Raw genomic sequence first — 23,479 nt, 5'->3', positions numbered from 1 at the left:
CCAAACGGGGCAGGGCAGCACAGCGCGATGATGGGTGGCCATCGCCACTTTCCCGGTATCGCCCGATATGTCCGCCATCCCTGGACACCCCATGCCCGAACCGGCAAGCAGGCATCATCCACTGAACGAGGACTCCGATGAAATCGAGAATGAAGCTGGCGATAGCGCCATGGGTGGCATTGGCCGTCACGGCAAGTGCGGCGGCCGCAGGCAGCAGTGTCCATTGGGAATACCAGGGAAAGGCCGGCGCCGCGCACTGGGGCGAGCTGGCGCCGGAATTCGCCGCCTGCCAGCAGGGCAAGGCGCAATCGCCGATCGATATCCGCACGTCCAGGACGGGCACGTCGGTGCCGATCGGCTTCGGCTACCGCGCCAGCAGCGCCGAGATCGTCAATAACGGGCATACGGTGCAGGTCGACCTGGCCGACGGCGGCGGCATCGAGGTGGCCGGCGCCACTTACCGGCTGGTGCAGTTCCACTTCCACACGCCGAGCGAGGAAGCCGTCAACAGCCGGCGCTATCCGCTGGTGGCGCACCTGGTGCACAAGAGCGATGCGGGCGAACTGGCCGTGGTGGCGGTCCTGTTCCGGCAAGGCCGGGAGAACGCCGCGCTGGCATCCGTGTTCGCCGGCATGCCGGCGACGGCGGGCGAGAAACACCCGGCCGGCACCGGGTTCGATCCCACCTCGCTGCTGCCCACGCGGCGCGGCTACTACGGCTACACGGGTTCGTTGACGACGCCGCCGTGCAGCGAAGGCGTGCGCTGGCACATCCTGAAGCAGCCGGTGGAAGTCTCGGCCGCGCAGCTCGCGGCGTTCCGCAAGCTGTACCGGATGAACGCCCGCCCCGTGCAGCCGCTGAACGGCCGCGTGGTGCTGGTCAACCCTTAGCGTAAAACGTCAGAACACGGCCCGCAGCGTCGCCGATGCGGTGCGCGGGTCGGCGTAGTGCAGGCCTTGATAGAACCCCACGCGGTTGTAGTACGTCTTGTCGAACAGGTTGTTCACGTTGACGCTGGCCGTGAAGTGGTCGTTGATGCGGTAGCTGGCCATCAGGCTGGCCAGCCAGATCGAGTCCTGCGAGATGCGTGACGGCGCCGTGATCGGCGCGCCCTTGGCGTTGTAGGAACCGGTCGGCTGCTGCGCGGTGCTCCACAGGCTGCTTTGCCAGTTCACGCCGCCGCCGACCGAATAGCGCCGCTCGGCGCCGAAGCGGTAGCTGGTGAACACCTTCAGCATATTGCGCGGCACCACGGTGCTGAGCGGGTTGCCGCGCGCATCGCGCGAGCGCGTGTGGCTGTAGCCGGCGGACAGGTTCCAGTCGCGCAGGACCTGGCCGGCGACTTCGGCCTCGAAGCCATCCACCTTGGTGCCCTTGCCGGTCGAGCGGTAGGCTTGCACGGCGCCGGGCAGCGAGTTCGGCGGCACGCTGTCGTCGATCTCGCCCACGTTGTCCTTCTCGCTGCGGAACACGGCCGCCGAGAAGTTCACACGCCGGTCGAACAGTTCGGCCTTGATGCCCGCTTCGATGTTGTTGCCGTCCACCGGATCGAGCAGGTCGTTGTTCCGGTCGCGCAGGTTCTGCGGCTGGAAGATGCTGGTGTACGCGGTGTAGACGGTCCACTGTTCGTCCAGGTCGTAGAGCAGGCCGACGTACGGCGTGTTCACGGAACCCAGCGTGTAGCCGGTGGTGCTGGCCACGGTGCCGTCGGCGTTGAAGTTGCGCGTGGTGGTCTGGTAGTCGCCGTGGCGGACACCGATCACCGCCTTCAGGTCGTCGGCCAGGTTCAGGCGCGTGGCCACGAACATCGCCTTCTGGTCGACGCTGCCGATGCTAGCGGGTACCGCTTCGACCGTGGTCGGGAACTGCGGCACGTCGCCGGTCCAGGTCTGCCAGTCCGGGATCTGGTCGTAGCCGGCGGGCATCGCGCCGAGCGTGACGCGCTGCGAGACCATCCCGCGGTCCGCCTTGCCCCAGCCGAACACCACGTCGTGGCGGCGGCCGAACAGGTTGAACTTGCCGTCCACGTTCACTTCCAGCACGTCCATCGTTTCGTCGACGGGGAAGCGGTTGTAGGCGACAGTGATGCCGCTGCCGTCGGCGCGCGGGTAGCCGCCATAGCCGAAGTACAGGCTGCCGTCCTGCACGCGGTCGGCCTTGGTCCAGCCGGCACGCAGGCGCCAGTCGGCGTTGATGCGGTGTTCCAGCGTGGCGAAGGTCTTCATCTCGTCCATGTTCCACGAGCTCCACGGCGTGGACAGGTTCAGGTCGGACGGCAGGTTGGCCAGCGAACCGTCGGCGTTCCAGTAAGGCACGGTGCCCCATGTGGAGCCGCGCGGATCGGATTTCTGCCGCTCGTAGCCCACCGCGACCGTGGTGGCCGGCCCCAGGTCCGCTTCGAGGATGCCGTACAGCGCGCCGAGGTCCTGCTCATACATGGGCCGGAACGACCCGGCCTTCTGCTTCGCGGTGACGAAGCGCCCGCGCAGCTTGCCGTCGAACGCCAGCGGCCCGCCGACATCGAGCTCGGCGCGGCGCAGGTCGTAGCTGCCGATGCGCAGCGCGCCGCTGGCCTGGAACTCGCGGGTCGGCCGCTTGCGCACCTGGTTGATGGTGGCCGAAGGATCGCCGGCGCCGGTGGTCAGCCCGGTGGCGCCGCGCACCACTTCGATGCGGTCGTACACCACGTTGTCGCCATTCGCCTTCAGCGAGCTGCCGAACAGGTTCAGCATGCCATCGACCTGGAAGTTGTTGACCGCGTAGCCGCGCGCGTTGTAGGTGATGCGTTCGGTGTCGTTGTAGTTCACGTAGATGCCCGTCACCTGCTGCATCGTTTCGGCCAGCGTCTGCAGGCCTTGCTCCTCCATGCGCTCGCGCGTGACGATCGACAGCGACTGCGGCGTTTCGCGCGGCGCCAGGTCCAGGCGCGTGCCGCTGGCGAGCGGGCCGGTCGTCGTGTAGGAGCCGCTGTGTTCGGTGGTGGCATCCTGCTTCGCCGTGACGGCGATTTCCGCCATCGTGGCCGGTGGCGCCTGGGTGGCTGCTGTTGTCGCTGCTGCCGTGGACTCCGGCGTGGCGGTCTGCGCCTGCGCATGCCAGGCGGGCAGGATGCCGAGGACGGCGGCGGCAGTGGCGCGCAGCGTCAGGTGGGCAAGGCGGCGGGTGGTGGCTGAAGGGTGGTTCATGTCGATATGTCTATTGGAAGTGGGTGACACGGGTGCATGTTTTTTGGCAACAACTGAAAATGATAACACGAATGATTCGCATTCATGATGTGACGCATGCCGTGCCGTCCCGTGGCGGAGCCTTCCACGCGTACCGCGCTGGAGCGGCGAACCCCCGGCATGCCTGTGGCACGTTTCGTGCTGGTAAGCAGGATGCGATGGCGCGCACCGCCATCGCATCCTGCTTACCCATCACTGAAAGGACCGCCATGCAACGAACCGACGTCACCGAAATGATCATGACCGCCAAGATCCGCAAGGACATCAAATGGTGCGACGTGGCGGCCCAGGTCGGGCTGTCGAAGGAATGGGTGACGGCCGGCTGCCTGGGCCAGATGACGTTCGACGCGCGCCAGGCGGCCATCGTCGGCGAGGTGTTCGGCCTGCCGGAAGAGGCGGTGCTGCTGCTGCAGCAGGTGCCGTACCGCGGCTCGCTGCCGACGGCCGTGCCGACCGATCCGCTGATCTACCGCTTCTATGAACTGGTCAGCGTCTACGGCACCACATTCAAGGCGCTGATCCACGAGGAATTCGGCGACGGCATCATGTCGGCGATCGACTTCCGCATGGACATGCAGCGCGAGCCGGATCCGGCCGGCGACCGGGTCAGCATCACGATGTCCGGCAAGTTCCTGCCTTACAAGACCTATTGACGGCAATGGCGCTTGGATAAGCCCACCCCAAGTGCAAATTCCAGGGTCAGAGAGGAATACTGGCTTGTAAGCCAGTATCGCTACGTCGGCAAGGAGCGATGCTCCTTGAAACCCCGACTACGCCCCGGCGGGGTGGAGCAGGGGGTTCGCGAAGCATGCTTCGCGCCTGCGGAACGGTGCTGGCATGCATGCCAGCACTCCTTCCTGACCCTAGCTCTTCGCCGTTGGGGTGAATGCATGCGCTTTCAATGGGTCTGGTAACGCCTAACTAAGCGCCGGTACCTACTGACGGGCCGTGCACCAGCGCGGTGCAGCCGCCCGCCCCTGGCGCAGCCTTACTGCGCGGTGGCCCGGGTGTCCAGTTCCTCGACCCGGTGCTCGGCGGCCACCGGCCGCCCGAACAGGTAGCCCTGGAAATGCGAGCAGCCTTCCACCTGCAGCTGCCGGAACTGTTCCTCCGTCTCGACCCCCTCGGCGGTGATCTCGATCAGCAGGCTGCTGGACAGGCCGGTGATGGCGCGGATGATGGCCATCGCCTCGCGGCTTTCGCCCATGTCGCGCACGAAGGACTTGTCGATCTTGATCTTGTCGAACGGGAAGGAGCGCAGGTAGCTCAGCGACGAATAGCCGGTGCCGAAATCATCCAGCGAGATGCGCACGCCCAGGTCCTTCAGGGCTTGCAGCGTGCGGATATTGCCTTCGGTATTGGCCAGCAGCACGGACTCGGTGATTTCCAGCTCCAGCCGCCGCGCCGGCAAGCCGGCATCCTCGAGCGCCAGCGCGACCGCCTTCACCAGTTCGCTGTTCTTGAACTGCACGGGCGACAGGTTCACCGCCACGGTCGCGCCATTGGTCCACGTCGCCGCTTCCTGGCAGGCCAGGTTCAGCGCCCGCGCGCCCAGTTCGTGGATCAAGCCCGTTTCCTCGGCAAGCGGGATGAATTCCATCGGCGGCACCTGGCCCTTCACCGGATGCTGCCAGCGGATCAGCGCCTCGTAGCCGGAAATGCGGCAGCCTTCCTTTTCGATGATCGGCTGGTAGTGCATCTGCAGCTCGCCCCGGTGCAGCGCGCGGCGCAGGTCGATTTCCATCTGGCGGCGCACGCGCGAGGCGGCCTCCAGGTCGGGGTGGAACAGTTCGTAGCGGTTGCGGCCATTGCGTTTGGCTTCGTACAGCGCCATGTCGCCGAAGCGCAGCAGCTGTTCGGCGCTGCTGCCTTCCTGCGACGACACCGCGATGCCGATCGACAGGCCGACGGTGAAACTGTGGCCGTCGATCGCGAACGGCGGCGCCACGGCATCGATCAGCCGCCGCGCCGCGTGCTGCGCCTCGTCGACCCGCCGCACGCGCGGCAGCACCACGGCGAATTCGTCGCCGCCCAGGCGCGCCAGCGTATCGTGTTCGCGCAGGCATTTCTTCAGGCGGCCGGCCAGCATCAGCAGGATCTTGTCGCCGAAGCCGTGCCCGAAGGCGTCGTTGATGTTCTTGAAGTTGTCCAGGTCCAGGCACAGGATCGCCGCGTGGGTACCGTCCTCGCTGCTGTCGCGGATCGCCGCTTCCAGGCGCTGGTGGAAGAAGGTGCGGTTGGGCAGGTTGGTGAGGCCGTCGTGCTGCGCCATGTGGTGAATCTGCGCATAGGCCGCCAGTTCGTCGGTCACGTCCTCGGTGATGACGAGCAGGTAGTCGCCGCCGCCATCGGGCCGGCTGCCCAGCGCCGTGCGGCTGCGCAGCGTGCGCGGGCCGAGCGGTGTCTGCACCAGGCTGTCGTCCGACGGCGCATGGCCGTTGGCCGGCATCGCGGCCAGGCGCTCGATGTATTCCGCCACCTCCGCGCCGAGGCAATCGCGCACCAGGCGGCCCTTGATGTCGGCGCCACCGGTGGCGAACAGGTGGCGCGCATGGCCGTTGGCCAGCAGGATCTCATGGCGGTTCGTGCCCGCGCCGTCGTCTCCCTTTGCACCGGTAGCCAGCGCCAGCACGCTGTCGGGCATGTTCGAGATCACCGAATCGAGGAAGTGCGACACCGTGGCCATCTGCTGGCTGTACTGCTCGGCCAGTTCCTTCGCTTCGACCAGTTTCAGCTGCTGCTGGTGCCGTTCGGTGATGTCGCGCGTGATCTTGGCGAAGCCGACCAGCTTGCCGTCGTCGTCATGGATGGCGTCGATCACCACGTTGGTCCAGAACCGCGTGCCATCCTTGCGCAGGCGCCAGCCTTCGGCCTCGAAGCGCGATTCGGCGCGGGCCGTGGCCAGCGCCTTCTGCGGCAGCCCCGCCGCGCGGTCCGCTTCGCTATAGAACACGGCGAAGTTGCGGCCCACGATCTCGTCCGCCCGGTAGCCCTTGGCGCGCTCGGCGCCGGCATTCCAGTTGACGACATTGCCGTCGGTATCGAGCAGGTAGATCGCGTAGTCGACCACGCTCTGCACCAGCAGGCGGTAGATCAGATCGGAAGATGGGGCAGTCATCGCGTTCACATGAAGGAGTACATGAGGAAGTACATGAGTGAGTACATGAATGAGTACATGAGGAAGAACGGGCGCGGCCGGCGGCGTGAACGGCACCGGACCGGGCCTGTCCAGTGCAGGCAGACTATACCTTAGTTAATGCTATCAGGAAACAACCAGTTGTCCTCGACAGTTGCAAAATTGCCTGAACAGATTGGCAGCGAGAATGATAATGCATTATCATCTTGAGCGATCATCGTGAATGATCATCGTGAATGATCAATGGGTCTTGTCGCCGATGCATCGTCGGTCCCCCTCCGCAATCGAAAGGAACATCGTTTGATTATCGCAAGCATCCACGGCGGCGGCCACGTGCTCGACGCCACGGCGGTCGTCGCAGGCTATGGCGGCAAAACCATCCTGCAGCGGCTCGACCTGCACATCCGCGCCGGCGAAATCTATGCGCTGCTCGGCGCCAACGGCGCCGGCAAGACCACGACACTGAGCCTGTTCCTGGGGTTCGTCACGCCGAACGCCGGGCGGGTGCGGGTGCACGGCATCGATCCGGTCACGCAACCGGATGAAGCGCGGCGCCACCTGGCCTACATCCCGGAGAACGTGGCGCTGTACGAACACCTCACCGCGCGCGAGAACGTGGCTTACCTGCTCGACCTGGCGGGGCAGGGCGGCGATCCCGGCGCGATCGACGCGGCGCTGGCGGCGGCCGGGCTGGCGGCGGCGGCGTACGACCGCCGCGTGGCGGGCTTTTCAAAGGGCATGCGGCAGAAGGTGGCGATCGCCCTGGCGCTGGCCCGGCGGGTGCCGGCGCTGCTGCTGGACGAGCCCACCTCGGGCCTGGACCCGCAGGCCACGGCCGAGTTCAACCGCCTGCTGGGCGTGCTGCGCGAACAGGGCGTGGCCGTGCTGATGGTGACGCACGACCTGCTCAGCGCCGCCGACGTGGCCGACCGCATCGGCTTCCTCGACGCCGGCTGCCTGCTCGAAGAAGTGGGCGCGGCCGGTGCCGACCGCTTCGACGTGCGCGCGCTGCACCGCCGCTACGGCGGCCAGGCGGCATGAGCGCCGTGCTGGGCGCCGCAACCGGAGCGGCCACGGTTGCGACCCGGAACGTCATCGCACGCATCGCACGCGAGGAATGGCGCGCATTGTTCCGCGACCGGGCCGCGGTGGCCGGCATCGCGCTGCTGACGGTCCTGATGCTGGTGGCGGCGCTGACCGCGCACGAGCACCGGCGCGCGGCCGATGCGGAGCGCGCCCGCTACCAGGCGCAGGCCAACCATGAATTCGAGGCCCAGCCGGACCGGCACCCGCATCGCATGGTGCATTACGGGCACTTCGTGTTCCGGCCCGTCAATCCGCTGGCCGCGTTCGATCCGGGTATCGACGGCTTCACCGGCAACACGCTGTTCCTCGAAGGGCACCGGCAGAACAGCGCCAATTTCGGCGACGTGCGGCAAACCTCGCTGCTGCTGCGCTTCGGGCAGCTGACGCCGGCGTTCGTGCTGCAGGTGCTGGCGCCGCTGCTGCTGGTGTTCTTCGGGCATGCGGCCGTAGCGCGCGAACGCGAGTCGGGCACCTTGCGCGTGCTGCTCGCGCAGGGCGTGCGCAGCCGGCAACTGGTGCTGGGCAAGCTGCTGGCGCTGGGCGGATTCGCCGGGCTGGCGCTGCTGCCCGCGCTGGCCGCGCTGGTCTGGTTCGCGCTGGACGGCCACGCGCCCTGGCCGCTGGCCGTGGCGCTGGCCGCCGGCTACACCGGCTGGCTGCTGCTGTGGGTCCTCGGCGTGGTGCTGGTGTCGATGTGCGTGGCGCGCGGGCGCGATGCGCTGCTGGTGCTGCTGACGGCATGGGCCGTGATCGTGATCCTGCTGCCGCGCTGGGTGCCCGACATGGCCAACCACGCGGTGGCGCTGCCGACCCGTTTCGAGGACGCCATCCACGTGCAGCGCGAATACCTGGCGCTGGGCGATTCGCACAACCCGAACGATCCGGCATTCGCCGCGTTCCGCGACAGGCTGCTGAAGCAATATGGCGTGACGCGCATCGAAGACCTGCCGGTCAACTTCAAGGGCCTGGTGGGCATGGAAGGCGAGCGCAAGTCCAGCGAGCTGTTCGACCGCTACGCCGCGGCCGCGTTCGACCGGCAGGAACGGCAGGGCGAGATCATCGATGCCTTCGGCTGGGCCAGCCCGGCGCTGGCGCTGCGGCGCCTGTCGATGGCGGCGGCCGGGACCGACCTGGCCAGCTACCGTTCGTTCCTGGAGCAGGGCGAGCGCTATCGCTACGCGCTGATCCAGGGCCTGAACCGCATCCAGGTGGAGCGGCTGGCCTATGCCGACGACATCGACCGGAACAAGGATAACCGCGTGTCGCGAGACCATTGGCGGGAGTTCCCGGAATTCCAGTATGAAGCGGCGCCGGTGGCCACCACGCTGCGGCGCGTGGCTCCGGCGGCCGGCGTGCTGGCCCTGTGGCTGGCCGCACTGGGCACGCTGGCCTGGGTGCTGGCGGGCCGGCTGGGGAGGATCGCGCGATGAACTGGCTTGCCCACGAAATGCGGCTGGTGCTGCGCTCGCGGCTGTCCGCCTGCGCCTTGCTGCTGCTGTTGCTGCTGTCCGCGCTGGCTGTCTGGTCGGGCATGCGGGAAGTCGAACGCCAGCGGCAGACCATCGCCCGCCTGGCACCGCTGCATGAACAGGACGTGGCCGCGCTGGCGGCGCGCTACCCGGACAGCAAGGATGCCGGCAATCCGGCCTACTACACGTTCTACAACACATGGGATCCGCCATCGGCCGCGGCGTTCCTGGCGCTGGGCCTGCGCGACGTGGCGCCATACGTGCTGCGCATCCGCGCGCTGGGATTGCAGGCCCAGCTCTACGAAGGCGAAACGTTCAACCCGGAAGTGGCGCTGCCGGGCCGCTTCGACTTCGCCTTCGTGCTGATCTACCTGGCGCCGCTGTTCGCGATCGCGCTGTTGCACGACCTGGTGTCGGGCGAGCGGCAGACGGGCCGGCTGCGGCTCCTGCTGGCGATGCCCGACGCGGGGCGGCTGTGGCGGCGCCGCGCGGGCTTGCGCTATGCGTTGCTGTTCCTGTGCCTGGCCGTGCCGGCGTGCGTGGGCGCGGCATTGTCCGGCACCGGCATCGTGGCGACCGGCATCGTGCTGGCGGTGACGGCGGCCTGCCTGGCCTTCTGGACCGGCCTGTCGCTGCTGGTCGCCACGCTGCACTGGCGCTCCGTGACCAACGCCACCGTGCTGATGGGAGCGTGGGCCGTGCTCACGCTGGTGCTGCCGGCACTGGCCAACGTGGCGCTGATCCGGGCGATCCCCGTGCACCAGGGCGTCGACCTGATGCTGGCCCAGCGGCAGGTCGTGCATGGCGCCTGGGAACTGCCGCGCGAGGAAACCATGCGCAAGTTCGTTGCCAGCCATCCGGAATGGAAGGATCACACCGCGGTACCGCGCAGGTTCCACTGGAAGTGGTACTTCGCCTTCCACCAGGTGGGCGACGAGAGCGTGGCCGGCGCGGCGCGCGACTATCGCGGCGGCCTGCTGGCGCGGCAGGCGTGGACGGGCCGGCTCGGCTGGCTGCTGCCGGGCGTGGGCGCGCAGGCCGTGCTGCACCGGCTGGCCGGCACGGACCTGCCGGCGCAACTGGCGTACCAGGACGCGATCGCGGCGTTCCACCGGCAGATCCGCACGTTCTACTATCCCTACCTGTTCAACGACCGCCCGTTCGGCACGGCCGATTTCGCCAGGCAGCCCGGGTTCGTGCCGCGCGTGCCGGACGGGATGCCCGGCCGGGATGGCCTGGCCGCCCTGCTTGCCCTGTTCGTGCTGGCGGGGGCCGTGCAGCTGGCGGGCCTGTGGCGGCTGGGCCGCTTGCGGATGTGACAAAGCGGCAGCCTTGCATGTAGAATCCGGCGCTTGAGCAAACGGTGCCTTCCTGCCAGCCGGCCGGAGGGTGAAACGGGAAGCCGGTGACGCGCGGGATGACCATCCTCCGCCAGTCCGGCGCAGCCCCCGCTGCTGTAAGCCTGACGAACCGGCGCCACCGCCACTGTGTCGAGACACGACACGGGAAGGCACGCACCGGCCAGAATGACGGCAAGCCAGAAGACCGGCCGTTTGCAATGATGTGCCGGATCCCGGGGTGTGGGCCGGCCTGTTGCGTATTCATGGCCGGCCCTCGCGGGCACGGCCGGACCGGTCGGATCAATTGAGCATTTCCCCACTCGTGCGCGCCCTGGCCGCGCTGCTGTGCATCCTGGCCTGCGCGCGCGGCCAGGCCGCCGTGCTGTTCGCCATCGTCACCGAGCGTGCCGCGCCCGTCGCGATCGAGGCGGCGCACCGCCACCTGGCCCTGCATCCGCAAGACCGCATCGACTTGCGCACCCCGGCGCAGTGGATGGCGCTGGGCGAGCGCGACATGGCGCGCCTGGTGGGCGGCGCCGATACCATCCTGGCCGTGTCGCTGTTCGGCGATCCGGCCCATCGCCTGAAGACCGCGCTGGCCCGCCATGCGAAACCGCGCACGGCGGTACTGGCCTTCAACGGCGAGGCCAGCCTCAGCCTGATGAGCCGCGACGGCCATGGCGCGCTGCGCGATTTTCCTCCCGATACACTGCGCGACCTGTCGGCGGAAAACCCGCCGCCCGCCGCGCTGCGGGCCGCACAGGCGCATCCCGCCGCGCCACACTGGCTGGCGGCGCGCCGCCTGTGGCAGGCCGGCGGTGTCGACAATACTGCCGCGCTGTTCGCCCACCGGCTGCACCCGGCCACGCCGCTGGCCAGCGCGCAAGCGGAACCGACGCTGCGCGTGCGCGTGGGCCGGCGCGAACTGGCCGACGCGGCAGCCTGGGGCCGCGGCGCGCAGCTGGGCTTGACGGCGCGGCCGGCCGTGGTGGTGCTGGACCTGTCGAACATGGATGCGGCCGTGCCGGCCGCCGTGTGCGCGCGCATCGAGGCCGGCGGCCAGCCGTGCGTGCAGGTGCTCACGCGCTGGGGCGGCGCTTCCCGCGAGGCGCTGGAACGTTTGCCCGAGCTGGTGGCCCCGGCGCGGCCGGCGGCGCTGGTGGTGCTGCAGGATTTCGTGGTCGGCGCGGCCGAGGGGCGCAAAGCCGTCGCCGAAGCGCTGAAGCGCCTCGATATTCCCGTGTTCAAGGGGATCCGGCTGTCCGACCGCACGGCGCTGCAGTGGCGCCTGTCGCCGGACGGCCTGCCGCCCGATTCGGTGCAGTACCGCGTGGCGCTGCCGGAATTGCAGGGCATCGGCCAGCCGATCGTGGTGGCCGCCCTGGGCCAGGCGCAACGCGACCGGCTGACCGGCATCGAGAACCGTCCGCCGGTCATGCTCGATGCCGAGGCGGCGCGGCTGGCGGCGCGCGTCAACCGCTGGCTGGCGCTGCGCGACAAGCCGAACCGCGACAAGCGCGTGGCGCTGATCTACTACAACCACCCGCCGGGCCGCCAGAATATCGGCGCCGACAACCTGGACGTGCCGGCCTCGCTGTTCGACATGCTCCATGCGCTGAAGGACGCCGGCTATACGATGGGCGAGCTGCCCGCGTCGCCCGAGGCGCTGCTCGACCGGATCATGGCGCAGGGCGTCAACCTGCCGGAAGACCGCGGCGCGCTGCGCGAGCTAGCCGGCACCGTGAACACCGTGAGCGCGGCGGACTATGCGGCATGGTTCGCCGCCCTGTCGCCGCGCGTGCAGCGCGAGATGACCAGCGGCCTGCTGGGCCGGCTGCATGCGGACGTACTGGACGCGGAGAAGGCCGGCGAATGGCTGCTGGGCCGCAAGCAGGTCGACGTGATCGTCAAGGAATTGCAGCATCTCGTGGAAGGCGCCGATCACCCGCGGCGGGAAGCGGCGATGCACGACCTGGAAGCGCTGGGCGAAGGGTACCGCGCCTGCCTCGACGTGCGGGCGGCGCGCCGCTGCGCCGGGCTGGATGCACTCAACCGCAAGGTCGCCGGCTATGGCATCGAGGGCCTGAAAGGGTGGGGCGCCGCGCCCGGCAGGATCATGGTCGACCAGGGCCGCATGCTGGTGCCGGGCCTGGTGTTCGGCAATGTGTTCATCGGCCCGCAGCCGCCGCGCGGCTGGGAAGTGGACGAGGAACTGCTGCATGCGAACACCAGCATCACGCCGCCGCACCAGTACCTCGGCTTCTATCACTGGGTGCGCGACCGTTTCAGGGCCGACGCCCTGGTGCACGTGGGGCGCCACTCCACCTACGAATTCCTGCCCGGGAAGGCGGTGGGCCTGGCCAGCGACGATTACCCGAGCCTGATCGCCGGCGACCTGCCGGGCATCTACCCGTACATCGTCGACGGGGTCGGCGAAGGCACGCAGGCCAAGCGGCGCGGGCTGGCCGTGATCGTCGACCACCTGACGCCGCCGCTGGCCAGCACGCCGCTGTACGACGATCTGCTGGCGCTGCGCCAGGTGGTGGAAAGCTACGAGGCGGCCAGCTCGGAATCGCTGAAGACGCAGGCGGCGCGGCTGATGCGCGAACGCGTGGTGGCGCTGAACCTGAAGGCGGAGCTGGAAGCGTCGATGGCGGACGTGCTGGCGGTGCGCGGCATCGGCTACGACGCGGCGGACGACGACCTGCTGGCCCACGAGATCGGCCACTATCTGACCAAGCTGCAGGAAAAATTCATGCCGCATGGCCTGCACATCTTCGGCCGGCCGTGGCGGCAGGCATCGATCGACCTGATGCTGGCCTCGATGCGGAAGGGCGGCATCGACGGGCAGGAAGTCCCCGCGGAAGTGGCCGCGAACCTGGTCGAGTCGCCGCGCCTGGAAATGCGGGCGCTGCTGGCCGGGCTGGATGGCCGCTACATCGAGCCGGGCAAGGGCAACGATCCGCTGCGCTCCCCGGAGGCGCTGCCGACAGGACGCAATTTCCATGCGGTGGATGGCGATATCCTGCCCACCAGGCTGGGCTACCAGCTGGGCGCGGACCTGGCCGGCAAGGCGATCGCCCGCGCCGGCAAGAACGTGGCAGCCGGCAGCGAAGGCATCATCCTGTGGGCGTCCGACGCGGTCCGCGACGAAGGCGTGATGGTGGCGTTCGCGCTGGCCATGATGGGCGCGGAACCGGTGTGGAATGCGCGGGGCATCGTCACCGACGTGCGCCTCAGGCCGGGCGCGCCGCGCCGCGATGCGCTGGTGACGACGTCCGGCCTGTTCCGCGACCTGTACCCGAACCTGATCCGGCTGATCGACCGCGCCGGGCGGCTGGCGCTGGCGGCATCGGCCGGCACGCTGGCGGCCGAGGACCCGTCGCTGCGGCCGGCGCTGGAAGCCGCGCTGGCACCGATGAACGGCGTGGCCTGGGGCGATGAGCCGGTGGCCGGCAACCGCGTGGCCGCCGAGTGGCTGGTGCGGCAGCGGGCGCTGGTGCGCGCCGGCCAGCCCGTGGCCGAGGCGGGCAGGGGCGCCGCGCAGCGCGTGTTCGGCGATGCGCCGGGCGCCTACGGCACCGGCGTGAATCGCCTGACCGAGCGTTCCGGCGCATGGCGCGAGCGCGACGAGATCGGTGCCGCCTACCGCAACCGGATGGGCCACGCGTATGGCCTCGACGGCAGCGGCGAAGCGGAGCATGCGGCGTTCAACGCGGCGCTGGACGGCATCGCCCGCACCTACCACGGCCGCGCCAGCAACCTGTATGGCCTGCTCGACAACAACGACGCGTTCGATTACCTGGGCGGCCTGTCGCTGGCGGTCGAGGGCCGCACCGGCCGCGTGCCCGAGGCGCTGATCCTGCAGCATGCGCAGCCGGGCCGCGCCGATGTCGAGCCCTTGGCGGCCGCGCTGCTGGGCGAGCTGCGCGGGCGCTTCCTGAACCCGGCCTGGCTCAAGCCGCTGATGGGGCATGGCTATGCGGGGGCGCGCACGATGGGCCAGGAATTCCTGGAAAACCTGTGGGGCTGGCAGGTGACGCGGCCCGACCTGGTGAAGGACTGGGCGTGGGACGAAGTGAAGTCGGTGTATTTCGACGACAGGCATGGCCTGGGCCTGCCGCAATTCCTCGGCCAGCGCCACAACGCACACGTCAAGGCGCACATGCTGGCGATCTTCATGGTCGCTGCCGAAAAGGGTTTCTGGAAAACCGATCCCGCCACGCTGCGGCGGATGGGCGGCGAACTGGCGCGGCTGGTGGCCGCCAACGGCCTGCCCGGCAGTGGCCACGCCGCGCCGGACCATCCGATGTGGGACTGGCTGGCGCCGCAGCTGGACGGCGCCGATGCGCGGGCGCTCGGCGTCACGCTGGCCAGGGCACGCGGCGACCTGCTGCCCGCCGCCAGCGAGGGCAATGGTCGAGCCTTTGTCCCGGCGCCTGCTGCCGGCACGCGGGCAGTCACCGGGGCACGGGCCGGGCAGCATGCGCCGCCGCCCACGCAGGCCGACGGCGCCGTCGCGGCCGCCGCCGGGCCCGCGCCGCGCGCCTATGAACTGCATGAACCCGCCGATGCCGCGGAGCCGCCCGGTATCACCGTGGTCCGGCTGCTGGCACTGCTGGCCGCCGTGCTGTCGCTGTTCGCGGCGGGCATGTGGCGCGGCCGCGCCGTACCTCAACCTTCAAGGAGCCCTACATGATCGATCCCCATTCCCTCGGCTGGCTGCATGACGCGGTCAGCTGGCTGCTGGTGCCGTCGCTGGCGGCGCTGCTGCTCGCGTGCGCCATCGCGGTGGTTGAAGCAGGCATCGCCGCCGGCGAACGTTTTCACGGTTTGCGGCGCCTGCGCGACAGCGGCAATGTGGCGCAAGTGCAGGCGATTGCCCGCCATCGCCTGGAGCGCGCCGACCTGCTGGCGCGGATTCCGCCGATGCTGGGCCTGATGGCCACCATCATTCCGCTGGGCCCCGGCCTGGCCGCGCTGGGCGCCGGCGATCCGGCGCAGCTGGCCAGCGCGGTCACCGTGGCGTTCGATGCCACCGTGCTGGGACTGGTGGCCGGCATCGGCGGCCTGGTGATCGGCAAGCTGCGCCGGCGCTGGTATGAGGAAACGCTGGAAGCGATGGAAGACGCGGTCGAGAAGGGTGCGGAGAAGGTCGCGGAGAAGGCGGCATGAGCGCCAAACCCGCACGCCGGCGCCTGCGCCTGTATTCCCATCTCGATGCGCGCTTCGATGGCGGCGACGAAGACCCGCGCGCCAGTCTCGTCAACCTGGTCGACGTGATGCTGGTCTTCGCCTGTGGCCTGATCGCCGCCATCGCCGGCAGCCAGGGGCAGTTCAAGGCGCCGCGGCCGGTGGAGAAAGGCCGGCAGATCGAACGGCCCGCGGCCGGCATCACGCAGGGCGGCAGCGGCTACGACCGGGTCGGCGAAGTGTACCGGGATCCGAAGACGGGCAAGCTGGTGCTGGTCGAGCCGGGCCGGCAAGCCGGCAAGCCGTGATGTTTCTACCACGGCCGGAAAAGTCCGGCTTCGCTTGGTGAAGCCGCGCACAGTTCGCGCATTCCGTGCACGGCATACTTGGAACCGCTGGGACATATCTATACAGGGCCGCCCGCCTTGCCGGGGCGGTACACATCCAATTGCTGATACCGGGGAGGCAACATGATCGGCGCAGAACTGTCGAGTTTGAAAACGGTGCAGTACAAGGGCTACGAAATCTGCATGGGTTCGGTCTACAAGGACGGCGAGCCGCTATTCCATTACTACGTGCCGCTGGGGATGAACGACGGCGGCGTCGAGCAGGGCAAGCGCATCATCGACCAGATCGGCCAGGAAGAGACCGAGTAACCGGCCGCGTTGGGACCGCATGACAACGCCCGGCGGCGCCGGCCGGCGCCGCCATCATTCAACCGGTTCAACACCGGTTCGACGTATCTGTCTGAACTGCTTCTACTCTGCCTGATCCTGCCTGATCCTGCCTGAACCTAATGCCGCTTCGATAAGCCCACCCCAAGTGCAAATTCCGGGGTCAGACCCGCCGGGGCGTAGCCGGGGTTTCAAGGAGCATCGCTCCTTGCCGGCGTAGCGGTACTGGCCTGCAGGCCAGTACTCCTTTTCTGACCCCAGCCCTTCGCTGTTGGGGTGAATGCATGCGCTTCCAACGTATCGGGTAACGCTTAACTTAGCGGTATTACTGCCTGAACCCTACTTGAACACGCCCTGCCGTACCCACTTGGTGGCCACCCATTTTTCACCGCGGGTGACCGGCGCGCCACCGTGCAGGCTCGCCTCGTCGAGCTGTCCCGCTTCGTTGACATATTCGAAATACACGGCCGAGCCCTTGCGCGGCACGATCGACAGGCCGAGCTTCGGGAAGATCGTGTCGCCCGATTCTTCCACGTCGTTCAGGTAGATGATCAGCGTGGCCACGCGCTGGCCGCCGCGGCGCAGCGTGGCGGCAAAGCCGGGATTGGCCGGGTCGAAATAGTCGTGGTGCGGCTTGTACTCGGCGCCCACGCCGTAGTGCAGCACGTGCAGCGCTTCGCCATGCGACACCGGCTGGTTCATGACCTCGGCGATGCGCCGGTTCAGGCGCCGCAGCAGCGGCTCGTCGGCATCGTCGAGGAAGGCGCCCAGGCTGGTGCGGTGGTCCTTGACCTGGTTCTCGCCCGTGGTGGGGCTCAGCGTGGCGGAAGGCTGCAGGCGGGCACGCGCCAGCGCCACCACGGCATCGCATTCCTCGGCCGAGAACACGTCGTCCAGCACGGCCACCACCGGCTGCTCGATGCGCATCGCCACGCGCACCATGCGGTCGCTGGTGGCGATCAGGTTGTTATGGTGGCGGATCGTCGGCGTGCCATAGCGGTACGGGCCCGCCGCGGCGGCCGCCGGCTGCGCGCGTTGCGCCTGGCGTTCCTGCACGGTCCGTTCCGCATAGCCGGCATCGTAGTTCGCGGCCACCATCGCGGCCACGATGTCTTGCGTGCGGCAACCCTTCTCCAGGCTGGCGTCGAGCCAGCGCTCCCATTCCTCGGACATGCGCGTGTACTTGTTCATGGCCACGAAGTATACCCAAACCGGCGCGCCTTCCGGGGCAGTGGTGCGAAATTCGCGGCTCCATGCGGCCGGTTGCGCAAATTGCAAGCCCGATGTGCTACTGTGCGCGAGGGGATGCGTCGGCGTGATTATAATTCTTGAAAACAACTCTACCTGCCTGGCGCGGCTTATGAGACCAAACAGATACGGTCCGATGACACGTGGTCCAACCATCCAGCGTCCAGCCATATTGCGTGGGCCGATCGCGGCCGCCTGCCTGGTCCTGGCGGCCGGATGCGCGGGGGCCGCGTCGCTGCAGGATGACATCGCCGAACTGTCGCTCGAACAGTTGAGCGACATCGTCATCACCTCCGTCTCGCGGCAGGAAGAACGGCTGGGCGACGCCGCCGCGTCGGTCTATATCATCTCCAACAACGAGATCCGCCGCAGCGGCGCGCGCACGCTGCCCGAGGCGCTGCGCCTGGCACCGAACCTGCAGGTGGCGCGGTCCGATGCGCGCAACTACGCGATCACGGCGCGCGGCTTCAACAGCCGCCAGTCGAACAAGCTGCTGGTGCTGGTCGACGGGCGCACGCTGTATACGCCGCTGTTCTCCGGTGTCTCCTGGGATGCCCAGGATGTGCTGCTGGAGGACGTGGAACGGATCGAGGTGATCAGCGGGCCCGGCGCCACGATCTGGGGCGCCAACGCCGTCAACGGCGTGATCAACGTGATCACCCGCTCGGCCAAGGATACCCAGGGCGGCCTGCTGGCCGGTGCCGCCGGCGCGGATGACCGCGATGCCAGTGTCCGCTACGGCGGCACGCTGCGCAACGGCGGGCATTATCGCGTCTATGCGCGTTACGCCGAAGCGGACGACGCGGTGCGCGACACCGGCGAAGCCGCCACCGGCTACCTGCGGCGCCAGGCCGGCTTCCGCGCCGACTGGGACCGCGCGCGCGGCGGCCTGATGCTGTCCGGCGATATCTACGAAGCCGACCTCGCGCAGCGCAGCGCGGGACCGGTGCTGCTGTCGGGAGCGAACGTGGTGGCGCGGCTGACGCGCCGGCTGGCGGACGATTCGAACGTGCGCCTGCAACTGGTGCTCGATCACACGGAACGCAACCATCCGAACACGATGTACGAACGGCTCGACACGATCGAACTCGATGCGCAGCACAGCGTGCGGCTGGCGGCAGGTTCGTCGATGCCGCACAATGTCACGTGGGGCGCCAGCTACCGCTATTCGCGCGACCGCATCGCCAACGGGCGCGCCCAGGCCTACCTGCCGAACGACCTGTCGATGCACTGGGGCAGCCTGTTCGTGCAGGATGAAGTGGCGCTGCGCGACGACCTGCGGCTGACCGGCGGCGTGAAGGTGGAGCACAACCACTATACGGGGGCGGAAGTGCTGCCCACCGTGCGGCTGGCGTGGGCACCGGACAGCCGCCAGCTGCTGTGGGGCAGCCTGGCGCGCACGGTGCGCGCGCCGTCGCGCGTCGACCGCGATTTCTACCGGCCGGTGACACCGGTGCTGGTGAACGGCGTGCCGCGCTATATCTTCGGCGGCGGCCCCGATTTCCAGTCGGAGACGGCGAAGACGGTGGAACTGGGCTATCGCATCCAGCCATCGCCGCGCTGGTCCTATTCGGCCACGGCGTTCATCGCCAAGTACGACCGGCTGCGCACCTCGGAACCGAACGAGGACGGGCCGGCGTACAGCGGCCTGGCGGAGTTTCGCAACATGGCCCATGGGCACACGCGCGGCATCGAGATGTGGATGAGCGGACAGCCGCTCGATGGCTGGCGCCTGAACGGCGGCCTGGTGGTGCAGCGCGTGCACACGGCGCTGTATCCGGGCAGCCGGGATACCGGCGCCAGGGAAGGCGTGGCCACGGCCGACCCGAGCCACTATTGGCAACTGCGCTCGTCGCACGACCTGCCGGCCGACATGCAGCTGGACTGGACATGGCGCCGGGTCGGCGCGCTGCGCCTCCCGGCCGTGCCGTCCTATCATGAACTGGACCTGCAATGGACATGGAAAGCAACGCGCAGGCTCGACGTGGCGTTGATCGGCCAGAACCTGCTGCACAAGTCCCACCCCGAGTTCGGAGCGGCGCCGAACCGCAGCGTGTTCGAGCGTACCGCCGTGCTCAGGCTTACTTACCGTTTCTGACATGACGTCATTTTCCACCGCATCCCGACGGCCGGTTCCGGCATTGCCCTGCTGGCCTGCCTGGCCGGGCTGGTGTTCCGCGCTGCTGGCGCTGGTACTGCTGTGCGTGGCATTGAGCGGCCCCGCCATCGGCCAGCCGGCGGCACCGGCCGCGCCGAACCTGGAACGCAGCGTGAAAGCCGCCTACCTGTTCAAGTTCCTCGGCTACGTGGAATTCCTGGCGCCGAAGGACAGCGGCGAGGAAGGCAGCCCGCTGGCCGTGGGCGTGCTGGGCGCCGACGACGTGGCGGCCGAACTGGCGCGCATCACGGCCGGGCGCACCGTCAACGGCCGCCCGATCGCCGTGCGCAGCCTGCGCGAAGGCGAACCGGTGGCGGGCCTGCGGATGGTGTTCGCCGGCTCGGCCAGCGACCTGCCGAAAGTGCTGCGCAGCGCCGCGCAGAACGGCGCGCTCGGCGTGGCCGACGACGAGAACGGGCTGCAGCAGGGCGCCGTGATCAACTTCCGCATCGTCGACGAACGGGTGCGCTTCGAGGTATCGCTGCCGGCCGCCGAACGCAGCAACCTGAAACTCAGTTCGCGCCTGCTGTCGGTGGCCTGGCACGTGCAGAAGGGGAACTAGTGCTGTCCCGCCTGCGTCCCGATACCGTGCGCGCGAAGCTGGTGGCGATGGCCCTGGCCACCACGTTCGCCGCGCTGGTCACCACCTCCGTCAGCATGCTGGTCTACGACCTGACGAGCTTCCAGCAGAACTGGATCGACGATCTCACCACCCAGGCGGAAATCGTGGCCACCGTGTCGGCACCGGCGGTGAGCTTCAACGATCCCGCCGCCGCGCGCCAGAACCTGGCGCTGCTGCGCGTGCGCCCGCAGATCCAGCAGGGCGCCATCTATGGTGTCAACGATGCCGTCTTCGCCGCCTACGCGCAGGCCGGTGCCGACGTGCCGCCGCTGCCGGCGCACCCGGGCCGGGCCGGCCATGCGATCGAGGGCGGCCGCATGGTGGTCTACCATCCGATCGTCGAGAACGGCGAGCGGGTCGGCACCGTGTACCTGAGCGCGCGCTACCGCCTGCTGGAACGGCTGGCCAGCTACGCGATGATCCTCGGCGTGGTGATGCTGGCCAGCCTGCTGCTGGCCGCCCTGGTGGCCAGCCGGCTGCAGCAGGCGATCACGCGGCCGCTGCGCGCCGTGACGGACGTGGCGCGCGAAGTCATGCAGCGGCGCGACTTCTCGCTGCGCGTGGCCTACGACGACGATCATCACGGCAAGCACGGCGGCGAGATCGGCACGCTGGTCGACGCCTTCAACGACATGCTCGCCGAGATCGGCCGGCGCGCCAACGCGCTGCAGGAAGCCAACCTGACGCTGGAGCGCGAGATGGCCGTGCGGCAGGGCGCCGAACGGGCGCTGTTGCTGGCCGACCGCCGCAAGGACGAGTTCCTGGCCACGCTGGCGCACGAGTTGCGCAACCCGCTGGCGCCGCTGCGCACCGGGCTCGACATCATGCGCCTGAACGGCGGCGACCCGGGCGCCAGCCTGCGCGCGCGCGGCGTGATGGAGCGCCAGCTGAAGCAGATGGTGCGCCTGGTCGACGACCTGCTGGACGTCTCGCGCATCAACACCGGCAAGCTGACGATCCGGCGCGAGAGCCTGGAATTGCACGCGGTGGTGACGAACGCGCTGGAGATCGCCCGCCCGTTCGTCGACGCGCAGGGCCATGAGCTGGCGGTCAGCCTGCCGCCCGAGCCGGTGTACCTGATGGGCGACACGACGCGCCTGGCGCAGGTGCTGTCGAACCTGCTGAACAATGCCGCCCGCTACACGCCGCGCGGCGGCCATATCACGCTGTCGGCGGACGTGGGCGGCGACGGCCGGCTGCACATCCGCGTGGCCGACGACGGCATCGGCATCGCGCCGGACATGCTGGGCGCGATCTTCGAGATGTTCGTGCAGGCCGACGCTTCGCTGGAGCGCACCAACCAGGGCCTGGGCGTGGGCCTGTCGCTGGCGCGCCGCCTGGTCGAGCTGCACGAGGGCACGCTGGAAGCGGCCAGCGGCGGGCCGGGGCAGGGCAGCACGTTCACCGTCACGCTGCCGGTGCTGGCCGACGTGCCGGCGCCCGTGGCGCGGCCCTCGCTGGGGCACGGCGATGGCCGCCAGTTCCGTATCCTGCTGGTCGACGACAACGAGGATTTCGTCAATGCGATCGGCGGCCTGCTGCGCACGATGGGGCATACGGTGCAGGTCTGCCACGACGGCCCGCAGGCGCTGGCCGCGGCCGAAGGCTTCGCGCCCGACTTCGCCTTCCTCGACATCGGCCTGCCGGGACTGAACGGCTACGACCTGGCCCGCGCGCTGCGCGCGATGCCCGTGCTGGGGCGCACCGTGATGGTGGCCGTCACCGGCTGGGGGCAGCAGAAGGACCGCGACCTTGCATTCGAGGCGGGCTTCGAGGAACACCTCGTGAAACCGGTCAGCGTCGAGCAGATCCTCGCCATCCTGGCCGGGCGCCGGGAAGGCGTGGCCGTGGCGGACCGGGGCTAGCCCACCCGGCGCCGGGCTAGCCGCCGTAGCGCTCGGTGCGGATCGTGCGCGGCGCGATGCCGGCGGCCACCAGCAGCTGGGCGGCCGTTTCCACGAAGCCGTTGGCGCCGCACACGTAGCAGGTTCCGGGAACATCGGCCAGGCGGGCGAGCGCTTCGGCGATCATCGCGCGGTCGATGCGGCGCGCGTGATCCGCCGCCGCGTTGGCGTCGCGGGTCACGGTGGTGAGGTAGCTGAAATTCCCGTGCGCGGTGGCGATTCCGCGCAATTCTTCGCGGTACGCCAGGCTGTCCCAAGATCGCGCCGAGTGCAGCAGCAGCGCCGGCACGGGCGCGCCGGCCTCCCGCCACGCGCGCGCGATCGATACCAGCGGCACCACGCCGGAACCGCCGGCCACCAGCACGATGGGCCCGGGTTGTTCCGCCGACCAGACGAAATGGCCGCCGAGCGGGCCGCGCACGCCGATCGTGTCGCCGGCTTGCGCCACCTCGTGGAACCAGGCGGAGACTTCGCCGTCATCGAGCATCTCGATGGCCAGCTCGAGGGCATCGGCGCCGGGGGCGGAAGCGATCGAATAGCTGCGGCGCGCCTGGTAGCCGTCCGGCGCGGTCAGCCGCACGTCGACATGCTGGCCGGCCGCGTGGCGCGCCAGCGGCGCCTGCAGGTAATAGCTGCGCATCCGCGCCGTGCGCGGTTCGATGCGGCTGATGACGGCCGTTTGCCAGGCGGCGGGGCCGGACCCGCCCGTTTCATTTGCGTCACTCCCTCCGCGCTCATTCATCGCCTTCATTCATCGTCCAGGTAGCGCTGCTCGCGCCAGGGATCGCCGCGCATGTGGTAGCCGCGCAATTCCCAGAAGCCGGCTTCATCCCGTTCGGTGAATTTCAGGCCCTTGATCCACTTGGCGCTTTTCCAGAAGTACAGGTGCGGCACCAGCAGCCGCGCCGGGCCGCCGTGTTCCGCCGCCAGCGGTGCGCCGTTGAAGTGCGTGGCGACCATGGCCCGGCCGTCCAGCAGGTCCGCGACGGGGACGTTGGTGTCGTATTCGTCCCAGGATTGCGCCAGCAGGAACGCGGTGGGCGCCGCGATGCCGGCCGCGGCGAGCAGGTCGTCGACCGTCACGCCTTCCCACACGGTGTCGAACTTGCTCCACGTGGTGACGCAGTGGATGTCGCCGCGCCACGTGGTGCGGGGCAGGGCCTGGAACTGCTCCCAGCTCCAGCTGGCCAGGGGGCGCGCGCCATGGCGCAGCGTGAAGCGCCAGGCCGCCAGGTCGATCGCCGGCGCGGGGCCAAGCGACAGGACGGGAAAGTCATCGGTCTCGTGCTGGCCGGGCGGCAGGCGCCGCGCCGCAGCGGCATCGGGCCGGCGGCCCGTGAATCCTCGTGTACTCATCGATCGACTCCCGGTCCGAGCATTGGTTGATGGTGGCGACGGCGTGGTTCGGCCGTCATGCAGACCGGC

The 23,479-nt window shown here is 69.1% G+C and carries 17 protein-coding genes and 1 riboswitch; of the genes, 12 read left to right on the top strand and 5 right to left on the bottom strand.

What is annotated here, in order from left to right; all coding sequences use genetic code 11:
- Positions 1–149 precede the first annotated feature (149 nt).
- The gene (locus tag EYF70_RS18220) at positions 150–890 is read left to right on the top strand and encodes a carbonic anhydrase (protein WP_229420444.1); all 741 of its coding nucleotides are present in this window, start codon (positions 150–152) and stop codon (positions 888–890) included.
- A gap of 9 nt (positions 891–899) precedes the next feature.
- On the opposite strand, the gene EYF70_RS18215 is transcribed toward EYF70_RS18220, so the two are convergent.
- Positions 900–3,185, bottom strand: coding sequence for a TonB-dependent siderophore receptor (locus EYF70_RS18215; protein WP_165497725.1), 2,286 nt, complete (start codon positions 3,183–3,185; stop codon positions 900–902).
- A gap of 248 nt (positions 3,186–3,433) precedes the next feature.
- Here EYF70_RS18215 and cynS point away from each other — a divergent pair, with 248 nt between their 5' ends.
- On the top strand, positions 3,434–3,877 hold the full coding sequence (gene cynS / locus EYF70_RS18210; protein ID WP_131146671.1) for a cyanase: 444 nt from the start codon (positions 3,434–3,436) through the stop codon (positions 3,875–3,877).
- A gap of 335 nt (positions 3,878–4,212) precedes the next feature.
- On the opposite strand, the gene EYF70_RS18205 is transcribed toward cynS, so the two are convergent.
- Positions 4,213–6,342 (bottom strand): sensor domain-containing protein, encoded by a 2,130-nt coding sequence (locus tag EYF70_RS18205; RefSeq protein ID WP_131146670.1) that lies wholly within the window; start codon positions 6,340–6,342, stop codon positions 4,213–4,215.
- Positions 6,343–6,660: 318 nt separating this feature from the next.
- On the opposite strand from EYF70_RS18205, the gene EYF70_RS18200 reads away from it, so the two are divergent.
- The 7 genes from EYF70_RS18200 to EYF70_RS18170 all read left to right on the top strand — a co-directional run bounded on the left by EYF70_RS18200 (position 6,661) and on the right by EYF70_RS18170 (position 16,104).
- A complete protein-coding gene (locus EYF70_RS18200; RefSeq protein ID WP_371861637.1) occupies positions 6,661–7,401 on the top strand; it encodes an ABC transporter ATP-binding protein in 741 nt (246 codons plus the stop codon).
- Entirely contained in the window at positions 7,398–8,876 is a 1,479-nt protein-coding gene (locus EYF70_RS18195) for an ABC transporter permease (RefSeq protein WP_131146668.1), read from the top strand. Before EYF70_RS18200 ends, EYF70_RS18195 begins: the two co-directional genes overlap by 4 nt.
- Positions 8,873–10,234, top strand: a complete 1,362-nt coding sequence (locus EYF70_RS18190) for an ABC transporter permease (RefSeq protein ID WP_131146667.1) — start codon at positions 8,873–8,875, stop codon at positions 10,232–10,234. The genes EYF70_RS18195 and EYF70_RS18190 overlap by 4 nt, the downstream gene beginning before the upstream one ends.
- Before the next feature lie 25 nt (positions 10,235–10,259).
- Positions 10,260–10,483: riboswitch (cobalamin riboswitch) on the top strand.
- Between the two features lie 76 nt (positions 10,484–10,559).
- Positions 10,560–14,954: a cobaltochelatase subunit CobN gene (locus EYF70_RS18185; protein ID WP_218943695.1), complete on the top strand. Its 4,395-nt coding sequence runs from the start codon at positions 10,560–10,562 to the stop codon at positions 14,952–14,954.
- Positions 14,951–15,430, top strand: a complete 480-nt coding sequence (locus tag EYF70_RS18180) for a MotA/TolQ/ExbB proton channel family protein (RefSeq protein ID WP_131146666.1) — start codon at positions 14,951–14,953, stop codon at positions 15,428–15,430. Before EYF70_RS18185 ends, EYF70_RS18180 begins: the two co-directional genes overlap by 4 nt.
- The gene (locus EYF70_RS18175) at positions 15,427–15,756 is read left to right on the top strand and encodes a DUF2149 domain-containing protein (protein ID WP_131146665.1); all 330 of its coding nucleotides are present in this window, start codon (positions 15,427–15,429) and stop codon (positions 15,754–15,756) included. Before EYF70_RS18180 ends, EYF70_RS18175 begins: the two co-directional genes overlap by 4 nt.
- 162 nt (positions 15,757–15,918) lie before the next feature.
- Positions 15,919–16,104: a hypothetical protein gene (locus EYF70_RS18170; protein WP_131146664.1), complete on the top strand. Its 186-nt coding sequence runs from the start codon at positions 15,919–15,921 to the stop codon at positions 16,102–16,104.
- Between the two features lie 357 nt (positions 16,105–16,461).
- Here the strand turns inward: EYF70_RS18170 and EYF70_RS18165 are convergent, their stop codons facing one another.
- On the bottom strand, positions 16,462–17,313 hold the full coding sequence (locus EYF70_RS18165; protein WP_131146663.1) for a prolyl hydroxylase family protein: 852 nt from the start codon (positions 17,311–17,313) through the stop codon (positions 16,462–16,464).
- Positions 17,314–17,506: 193 nt separating this feature from the next.
- Between EYF70_RS18165 and EYF70_RS18160 the strand changes: the two genes are divergently transcribed.
- Genes EYF70_RS18160 through EYF70_RS18150 form a run of 3 tightly spaced genes read left to right on the top strand, consistent with a single transcriptional unit; the run spans position 17,507 to position 22,015 of the window.
- Positions 17,507–19,468 carry a TOL_0244 family TonB-dependent receptor gene (locus tag EYF70_RS18160; RefSeq protein ID WP_165497724.1) on the top strand — a complete coding sequence of 654 codons (1,962 nt, stop codon included), beginning with the start codon at positions 17,507–17,509 and terminating at the stop codon, positions 19,466–19,468.
- 43 nt (positions 19,469–19,511) lie between these two features.
- The gene (locus tag EYF70_RS18155; protein ID WP_165497723.1) at positions 19,512–20,090 is read left to right on the top strand and encodes a TOL_0243 family YfiR-like periplasmic protein; all 579 of its coding nucleotides are present in this window, start codon (positions 19,512–19,514) and stop codon (positions 20,088–20,090) included.
- Positions 20,090–22,015 (top strand): sensor histidine kinase, YfiR-like protein-associated, encoded by a 1,926-nt coding sequence (locus tag EYF70_RS18150; RefSeq protein ID WP_131146660.1) that lies wholly within the window; start codon positions 20,090–20,092, stop codon positions 22,013–22,015. The genes EYF70_RS18155 and EYF70_RS18150 overlap by 1 nt, the downstream gene beginning before the upstream one ends.
- A 16-nt stretch (positions 22,016–22,031) precedes the next feature.
- Here the strand turns inward: EYF70_RS18150 and EYF70_RS18145 are convergent, their stop codons facing one another.
- Both EYF70_RS18145 and EYF70_RS18140 read right to left on the bottom strand, forming a co-directional pair.
- On the bottom strand, positions 22,032–22,805 hold the full coding sequence (locus EYF70_RS18145) for an FAD-binding oxidoreductase (RefSeq protein WP_218943694.1): 774 nt from the start codon (positions 22,803–22,805) through the stop codon (positions 22,032–22,034).
- Positions 22,802–23,410, bottom strand: coding sequence for a sulfite oxidase-like oxidoreductase (locus EYF70_RS18140; protein ID WP_131146659.1), 609 nt, complete (start codon positions 23,408–23,410; stop codon positions 22,802–22,804). The genes EYF70_RS18145 and EYF70_RS18140 overlap by 4 nt, the downstream gene beginning before the upstream one ends.
- Positions 23,411–23,479: the final 69 nt, after the last annotated feature.

This window comes from Pseudoduganella albidiflava (assembly GCF_004322755.1).
Taxonomy (GTDB): domain Bacteria; phylum Pseudomonadota; class Gammaproteobacteria; order Burkholderiales; family Burkholderiaceae_D; genus Rugamonas; species Rugamonas albidiflava.
Note: the sequence above shows the minus strand (reverse complement) of the source record. Positions and strands in the feature narration are given on the sequence as shown.